Origin of the sequence: Streptomyces sp. (assembly GCF_050698815.1) — a bacterium.
In the GTDB taxonomy this organism is placed as follows: domain Bacteria; phylum Actinomycetota; class Actinomycetes; order Streptomycetales; family Streptomycetaceae; genus Streptomyces.
Map to the genome: position 1 here is coordinate 1 of NZ_JBOHCV010000190.1, position 7946 is coordinate 7946.

Annotated in this window: 8 protein-coding genes; all 8 read left to right on the plus strand. The window is 71.6% G+C overall.

Going from position 1 to position 7946, the window contains the following annotated elements; genetic code table 11:
* The first annotated feature begins 524 nt into the window (after positions 1–524).
* Positions 525–1205, plus strand: coding sequence for a SurA N-terminal domain-containing protein (locus ACRDP3_RS07055; RefSeq protein ID WP_431515967.1), 681 nt, complete (start codon positions 525–527; stop codon positions 1203–1205).
* Positions 1206–1259: 54 nt separating this feature from the next.
* Entirely contained in the window at positions 1260–2288 is a 1029-nt protein-coding gene (locus ACRDP3_RS07060; RefSeq protein ID WP_431515968.1) for a nucleoside triphosphate pyrophosphohydrolase, read from the plus strand.
* Between the two features lie 110 nt (positions 2289–2398).
* Positions 2399–2779 (plus strand): DUF6479 family protein, encoded by a 381-nt coding sequence (locus ACRDP3_RS07065; protein ID WP_431515969.1) that lies wholly within the window; start codon positions 2399–2401, stop codon positions 2777–2779.
* Between the two features lie 97 nt (positions 2780–2876).
* The gene (locus ACRDP3_RS07070) at positions 2877–4187 is read left to right on the plus strand and encodes a cytochrome P450 family protein (protein ID WP_431515973.1); all 1311 of its coding nucleotides are present in this window, start codon (positions 2877–2879) and stop codon (positions 4185–4187) included.
* A 92-nt stretch (positions 4188–4279) separates the two neighbouring features.
* Positions 4280–5299, plus strand: coding sequence for a transglycosylase family protein (locus ACRDP3_RS07075; RefSeq protein ID WP_431515970.1), 1020 nt, complete (start codon positions 4280–4282; stop codon positions 5297–5299).
* Between the two features lie 190 nt (positions 5300–5489).
* Positions 5490–6770, plus strand: a complete 1281-nt coding sequence (eno, locus tag ACRDP3_RS07080) for a phosphopyruvate hydratase (protein ID WP_431515971.1) — start codon at positions 5490–5492, stop codon at positions 6768–6770.
* Positions 6771–6924: 154 nt separating this feature from the next.
* The gene (locus ACRDP3_RS07085; RefSeq protein ID WP_431515972.1) at positions 6925–7395 is read left to right on the plus strand and encodes an FtsB family cell division protein; all 471 of its coding nucleotides are present in this window, start codon (positions 6925–6927) and stop codon (positions 7393–7395) included.
* A 72-nt stretch (positions 7396–7467) separates the two neighbouring features.
* Positions 7468–7946 (plus strand): DUF501 domain-containing protein (locus ACRDP3_RS07090; protein ID WP_431515974.1); only part of this gene is annotated, 479 nt, incomplete at its 3' end.

Below are 7946 nucleotides of genomic sequence, written 5' to 3' on the forward strand. Positions count from 1 at the left end.
GCCGTCGCTCCCGCCGCCGTGAGGACCGGCAGCGGCATGGCGAGCGCGAGAACGGTCGCGGCGGCGACGGCTGAGCGTCCCGCACAGGTCGTGGTCAAGGTCATGAACGGGACGCTATGGCGCGGACATCGACGCTCACCATCCGGCAGTCCCGTGCAACAGGGGTCGGGACAGCAGGAGTACGGCACCTGCTCGACGGGGCGGCCCGAGCGCGGACGGTCCTCAAGACCCGCCGAGCGGTACCTCTCGGCCCGTACGGACTGGCGGAGCGCTTCGGCGAGTGACCGTCCCCGTCGCGATCGCTGACACTTCGGCGCTGCTTGCACTCTTCCGGGCCGTCCGGCCCCTCACCGGTCACTCCGCCTTCCGGCTGCTGCCTGCCGACAAGTGAGGCAAGTCGGCCGAATCGTTGTCCGGAAGAAAGCGGAAGCAGTGGTCACGGCCGATTCGACTGCATAGCATCGATCAACGCCAGGTCATGCAGATGTCGCACGACCCTCGCCGCCGCCCGGGAGGCCCGCCCCATGCACAGCCCCAAGCCAAGCCGTCGCCGCAAGTCCGCGCTCACCGTCTGCGGTGTCGCCGCGCTGGTCGTCGCGGCGCCGCTGCTCACCGGCTGCGGCAACGACGCGCACCCCGGCGCGGCAGCGGTGCTGGGCGGTGAACGCATCAGCATGGGGCAGTTGCAGGCGAAGGTGAACGAGGTGCGCGAGGCCCAGCGCGCCGCGCCCCGCAGCGAGCAGATGATCAAGCAGAGCGGCCGGCTGACCCGCGCCACCCTCAACGGCCTGATCCACGACCGCATCGTCAAGCATGCCGCCAAGGAGGCGGGGATCTCCGTCACCCGTCGCGAAGTGGGCGAGGCCCGCAGGCAGTTGGAGAAGCAGGCGGGCGGCGCCAAGCAGCTCGAGGCGGCGCTGCTCCAGCAGCAGGCCATCGCACCCGGCGAGATCGACGCCCGCCTGCGCATGCAGCTGGCCCTCGACAAGATCGCCAAGGCCGAAGGCATCGACCCCCGGTCGCCGCAGGCCAACGCGCAGTTGAACGAGAAGCTCGGCGAGACCTCCCGGGCCATGAAGATCAGCGTCAGTCCGCGCTACGGGAAGTGGGACGCCAAGCAGTCCACCCTCGGCAGTGAGAAGGAGCCGTGGCTGCGGGACCTCTCCGGCCGCCAGGCCGACCAGCGGCAGCAGCCCGCACAGTGATCCGGCAGCCCTGACGATGATCCGGTCGGGGAGCCGCTGCGTTACGTTCGTCGGGTGAACGCATCTCCCCGTACCGGCCGCATCATCCTCCTCACCACCAGCCACCGCGTGGCCCCCGGGCTGCTGTCCTGGCCCGCCTGGCAGGCGCTGCGCGAGGCCGATCGCGTCGTCTGCGGCGACCCGGAGCACCCGCAGTTGCCGTACGTGCGGGAGGCGGGCGTCGACATCGACGCCGGGAGCGAACCGACCGCGCGGGAACTGGTCGACGCCTCCGCCGACGGCCGCAGCACCGTCGTCATCGCCGCCGCCGAGGGTGAGCCCCGGCTGACCGACGGGCTGGCCGCGCTGGCCGGGTCGGGACGTATGTCGATGCCGGAGCTGGAGCTGCTGCCCGGTTCCTACGATCTGCCCGGCGCCCGGCTCCTTGACCTCGTACAGGTCATGGACCGGATTCGCGCCGACTGCCCGTGGAGCGGTGCGCGGACGCACGAAGGGCTGGTCAAGTACGCCATCGAGGAGGTGTACGAACTCGTCGAGGCCATCGAGGAGGGGGACCGGGGCGCCCTGTGCGAGGAGCTGGGTGACGTGCTGCTCCAGGTCGTCTTCCACGCCCGGATCGCGCAGGAGGACCCGGACGAGCCGTTCTCCATCGACGATGTGGCCGGGGGGCTCGTCGAGAAGCTGATCCACCGGCACCCGCACGTCTTCGGCGAGGAGCAGGCAGCGACGGCCGAGGACGTACGGGAGCACTGGATGCGGACGAAGGCGGCCGAGAAGCGGCGGGACTCGGTGACGGCGGGGATTCCGCTGGAACAGCCCGCGCTGGCGCTGGCCGCGAAGCTGGCGGGGCGGGTGCGGATGGCGAAGCTCGAGCTGCCCGAGGGGGTGCCCGCAGCGGACGCCGGTGGCGCCTCTTCCGCCGCCGCCGACGGCGGGATCGGCTACGAGCTGCTGGCGCTGGCGGTGCGCGCCGAGGCGGCGGGGACGGACCCGGAGAGGGCGCTGCGGGCGGCGGCGCGTACGTACCGGGACGCGATCCGTACCGCGGAGGGCCTCGCGGAGGAGAGTGCCGAACCGGAGTGAGACCGGCCCGGGAGTGAACGCAGCCCGGAGTGCGGCGGTACGATATATGCGGTATACCCGGTATGCGAAACCTCTTCGCATACCCGCCGGAGCCGGGGTACCCGAGAGCCATGTACGCAGCGCACACCGAACTCGCTTCGCTTCTGACGCTCGCCGTCAGCCGTGACCACTTGGTGGGCATCGCCCCGCTGATCGTGGGCCTCGTGGTGGTGGCCGCCCTGATCTTCGCGGTCTCCTACGGCATCCGCATCCGGAAGCGTGGTGACCAGCGCCCCTCCAGCCCCGGCGAGCCCGGCCCGGACGAGCACCCGGGCTATGAGACCAGCCACCGGGTCCCCGACGAGGTGCCGCACGACGGGCAGCGGCGGATGCCGTACGAGTTCAAGGACTTCGATTCCGACAGCCACCCGGGCGAACACGAGCAGCCACGGCCGAAGTGGGACGAGGGCAGCAGCGGGTCGTTCGGCAGCGGCGGTGCCGGACACACCTGAGCACCTGAGGCGCCCGCCGGATCCCGCACGTACCGGCCCGTCGGCCGACGCCCCCACCGGCTAGCGTCGAGACGTGCGAGACGAGACCACCGACCCCATGCCCCCGCTCTTCGGCCGGGAGTTCGCGGCCGACCCGTATCCGGCTTACGCGTGGCTGCGCGAGCACGCGCCCGTACGGAAGACGGAGCTGCCCAGCGGGGTCGAGGCGTGGCTGGTCACCCGCTACGCCGACGCCCGGCAGGCCCTCGCGGACCAGCGGCTGAGCAAGAACCCGGGACACCACAGCGAGCGGTCCGCGCACGGCAAGGGCAAGGTCGGCATCCCGGGCGAGCGCAGCGCGAACCTGATGACGCACCTGCTGAACATCGACCCGCCCGACCACACGCGGCTGCGGCGGCTGGTGTCGAAGGCGTTCACGCCGGGCAGGGTGGCGGAGTTCGAGCCGCGTGTACGGGAACTGACCGACCAGCTCATCGACGGCTTCGCGGGGCGAGGGAGCGCGGATCTCATCCACGAGTTCGCCTTTCCGCTGCCGATCTACGCCATCTGCGACATGCTCGGCGTCCCGGCCGAGGACCAGGACGACTTCCGTGACTGGGCCGGGATGATGCTGCGGCACCAGAAGCCGGGAGCGCCGGGCGGGCCGGGACAGCCGGGCGGGCCGCGCGGCGGTGTCGGCCGGGCCGTGAAGAAGATCCGCGCCTATCTCGCCGAACTGATCGACCGCAAGCGCGAGAACCCCGGCGAGGACCTGATCTCCGGACTGATCCGCGCCAGCGACCACGGGGAGCATCTCTCCGCGGACGAGGCCGCCGCGATGGCCTTCATCCTCCTCTTCGCGGGCTTCGAGACAACGGTCAACCTGATCGGGAACGGCACGTACGCGCTGCTGAACCACCCCGGCCAGCGGGACCGGTTGCGGCGGGCGGTGGCGGCGGACGGCGGCGACGAGGGGCTGCTGGCCACGGCGGTCGAGGAACTGCTGCGCTACGACGGTCCGGTGGAGCTGGCGACCTGGCGTTTCGCGACCGAGCCGCTCGTGCTCGGCGGAGCGCGCATCGCCGAGGGCGAACCGGTGCTGGTGGTGCTGGCCGCCGCCGACCGGGACCCGGCCAAGTTCGACCACCCGGACACGCTGGACCTCAGCCGGCGCGACAACCAGCACCTGGGGTACGGGCACGGCATCCATTACTGCGTAGGCGCACCGCTGGCCCGGCTCGAGGGACGGACCGCCCTGGCGGCGCTGCTGCGCCGGCTGCCCGACCTCCGGCTGGCGGCGGACCCCTCCGAGCTGCGCTGGCGCGGCGGCCTCATCATGCGCGGACTGCGCACGCTGCCGGTGGAGTTCACGGCCGAGGGCCGGCCGGAGAACTCGTGTGAAGGAAGTGACGGAGCATCACCGGTGTGACCTCGGCGTGATCTGTGTGACATTGGCTTGTGATGATGCCGGTTCGAGGTTACGTTCGGGCCGCTCGCTCCTGTCCCTACGAGAGGTCACCCATGCCGCCCCTGCGTTCCGGGAACGGTCGCCACCGCCGCCCCCGTCAGGCTCCGCAACTGCTGGTCACCGCGGGTGTGACGGGCGCGGGCCTGGCCATTCCGCTGCTCGGGGCGACGAGCGCGCAGGCCGCGGACTCCTCGACCTGGGACCGGGTCGCCGAGTGCGAGAGCGGCGGCCTGTGGAGCGCCAACGAGCAGAACGGCTATTACGGCGGGCTGCAGTTGACCGAGGAGACCTGGGAGCGGTACGGCGGCACGGAGTACGCCGAGCGCCCCGATCTCGCCAGCCGTGGCCAGCAGATAGCCGTGGCGGAGAAGATCCTCGACGACCAGGGGCCGGAGGTGTGGTCCAACTGTGCGGAGAGTAACGGGTTGACGGAGGACTCGGCGGCGGCGCCGGAGGCCGGCTCGGGGGAGACGGAGGCGGGTGCGGACGAACCCGTACCCGAACGCCCCTATTCCTCCCCCTCGGAGACCGCACCGGCTGACGAGGGCGGCGGCAGCGATTCCGGAGAGGGTGCCGCAGAGGACTCCGCAGACGGCGGCATCCTTGAGCTCCCGGACCACTCGATCCTGCCGACGCCGGGCGACGATGCGGACGAACCATCCGAATCGCCTGACTCGTCCGACTCATCCGGCTCGTCCGGCTCGTCCGGCTCGGTTGAGCCGGACGACTCCGTGAAGCCGTCGCAGCCCGAGTCCCCGTCCGGGTCCCCCTCGTCCGGGAACACCCCCGGGCCGGACGGCGAGGACTCCACGGAACGGCCCGGCGAACGCCCCGGCACGGGGAAGCACCGCGGCAGCCCGGCCGAGGACGAGCACGCCTCCCGCGACGGTCGTGACGCCGGCGCCGGCTCGGACGCCGCCCGTGACCACCGCGTCAGCCGGGGTGAGTCGCTCTCCGGCATCGCCGCCGAGGACGGTGTCCGCGGCGGCTGGAGTGAGCTGTACGAGCGCAACCGTGACGTCGTCGGCTCCGACCCCGACCTGATCCTGCCCGGGCAGGAACTGCGGCTCTGACCGCTCCGCCCGCCGCTCCCGCGGAACCCCTTTTCTTCCCCCGCCAAACAAAATAGGTGACGCGCGCAGCGGCCCTGAACTGGGCCTTCGTGTGCCGCATGGCCGTATGACACGAGTGGCCGAGCGGGTCATGGCCCCGCGCCCGTTAGGCTCTGGTGCAGTAAGCCAGACACAGACGAAGGAGACCCTCGTGCCGTCCATCGACGTCGTCGTAGCCCGCGAGATCCTCGACTCGCGAGGCAACCCCACGGTCGAGGTCGAGGTCGGCCTCGACGACGCCAGTACCGGCCGTGCTGCCGTCCCGTCGGGCGCCTCGACCGGGGCTTTCGAGGCCCTTGAACTCCGCGACGGTGACACCGGCCGCTACGGCGGCAAGGGTGTCGAGAAGGCCGTACTCGCCGTCATCGAGCAGATCGGCCCGGAGCTGGTCGGGTACGACGCCACCGAGCAGCGCCTCATCGACCAGGCGATGTTCGACCTGGACGCCACCGCGGACAAGTCCTCGCTCGGCGCCAACGCCATTCTCGGCGTCTCGCTCGCCGTCGCGCATGCCGCCTCCGAGGCCTCCGACCTGCCGCTCTTCCGCTACCTCGGCGGCCCGAACGCGCACGTGCTGCCGGTCCCGATGATGAACATCCTCAACGGCGGCTCGCACGCGGACTCCAACGTGGACGTACAGGAGTTCATGATCGCCCCGATCGGCGCGGAGTCCTTCTCCGAGGCGCTGCGCTGGGGTGCGGAGACCTACCACGCGCTCAAGGGCGTGCTGAAGGAGCGCGGCCTGGCCACCGGCCTGGGCGACGAGGGCGGTTTCGCGCCGAATCTCGGCTCCAACCGCGAGGCACTCGACCTGATCATCGAGGCGATCCAGAAGGCCGGTTACACCGTCGGCCAGGACATCGCGCTCGCGCTGGACGTCGCCGCGTCCGAGTTCTACAAGGACGGCGTCTACTCCTTCGAGGGCAAGGAGCGCACCGCCGCCGAGATGACGGACTACTACGCCGAACTGGTCGACGCCTACCCGCTGGTCTCCATCGAGGACCCGCTGTACGAGGACGACTGGGCCGGCTGGCAGACCATCACCGAGCGGCTCGGCGGCAAGGTGCAGCTCGTGGGCGACGACCTCTTCGTCACCAACCCCGAGCGCCTCGCCCGCGGCATCGAGGACGGCGCGGCGAACGCGCTGCTGGTGAAGGTCAACCAGATCGGTTCGCTCACCGAGACCCTGGACGCGGTGGAGCTGGCCCAGCGCAACGGCTTCAAGTGCATGATGTCGCACCGCTCCGGCGAGACCGAGGACGTCACCATCGCCGACCTCGCCGTCGCCACCAACTGCGGCCAGATCAAGACCGGTGCCCCGGCCCGCTCCGAGCGCGTCGCCAAGTACAACCAGCTGCTGCGCATCGAGGAGATCCTCGACGACGCGGCGGTGTACGCGGGCCGCAGCGCCTTCCCCCGCTATAAGGGCTGACCCCGCTACAAGGGCTGATCCGGCCGCCCGTAGGTCCGACCGGCCGTCGTTGCGCCCGTCCCCGCCACTGTTCCCGTACGGTGGCGGGGGCTTCGCGTCGGCTTCCCGTGTGGTCGGGGCCCGCAGCCTTACGTACAGCTGTCAGGGGAGGAACGTGCCCGCGGATCGGTTCTCCACCGCGACCAGGCTCAGGGCGCTCGGCGCCCAGGCCGCCGAACGTGTCTACCGTGCCCGTGGCGGCAGCGTGCGCGCTCCGCGCCGCAGCCGCCTCACCGGGCGGGCCGCGATGCTGGCGCTGGTCGTCTGCTCGCTGGTCGTTGCGCTCGCGTACCCGATGCGGCAGTACGTCTCGCAGCGCTCCGAGATCGCCGACCAGCGGCGCCAGGCGGAGCACGCGCGCGAGCAGGTGAAGCGGCTGCGCGAGCAGCGGGCACGCTGGCAGGACCCGGCCTACATCGAGCAACGGGCCCGCGAGCACCTGCACTTCGTACGTCCGGGCGAGACCGGCTACACCGTGCGGGACGGTACCGGCGACGCACGCCGGCCGACCGACCGGCGCCCCGCCGACCGGGCCTGGTACCAGAATCTCTGGGACGGCGTCGACTCGGCCGACCGCGGCCGCTGATCCCCGCCCCGGTCCCTTCCCGTAGGTCCCACCGCAGAGAGCTCGCCCCACCGCAGAGAGATGCGACAACCGATGGACACGCCCCCGCCGCTGACCGAGCACACGACACCCACGGACGCGGATGTGGCCGCGTTCCGTGAGCAGTTGGGCCGCCCGCCGCGCGGGCTGCGCGCGATCGCGCACCGTTGCCCCTGCGGCCTGCCGGACGTCGTGGAGACGGCTCCGCGGCTGCCGGACGGCACCCCGTTCCCCACCACGTACTACCTGACCTGCCCGCGCGCCTCCTCCGCGATCGGCACGCTGGAGGCGAACGGCGTGATGCGCGAGATGACGGCCCGGCTCGCGGCGGACCCGGAGCTGGCCGACGCCTATCGCGCGGCCCACGAGGATTACCTCGCCCGCCGCGACGCCATCGAGGTGCTGAGCGGTTTCCCCAGCGCGGGCGGCATGCCGGACCGCGTGAAGTGCCTGCACGTGCTGGTCGCCCACTCCCTGGTCGCCGGACCGGGCGTCAACCCGCTCGGTGACGAGGCGCTGGCCATGCTGTCCCC

Bases quoted from the DNA above. Each gene is read 5' to 3' on its own strand.
- ACRDP3_RS07055 (WP_431515967.1), top strand. From the start codon at position 525: ATGCACAGCCCCAAGCCAAGCCGTCGCCGCAAGTCCGCGCTCACCGTC.
- ACRDP3_RS07075 (WP_431515970.1), top strand. From the start codon at position 4,280: ATGCCGCCCCTGCGTTCCGGGAACGGTCGCCACCGCCGCCCCCGTCAG.
- ACRDP3_RS07065 (WP_431515969.1), top strand. From the start codon at position 2,399: ATGTACGCAGCGCACACCGAACTCGCTTCGCTTCTGACGCTCGCCGTC.
- ACRDP3_RS07070 (WP_431515973.1), top strand. From the start codon at position 2,877: ATGCCCCCGCTCTTCGGCCGGGAGTTCGCGGCCGACCCGTATCCGGCT.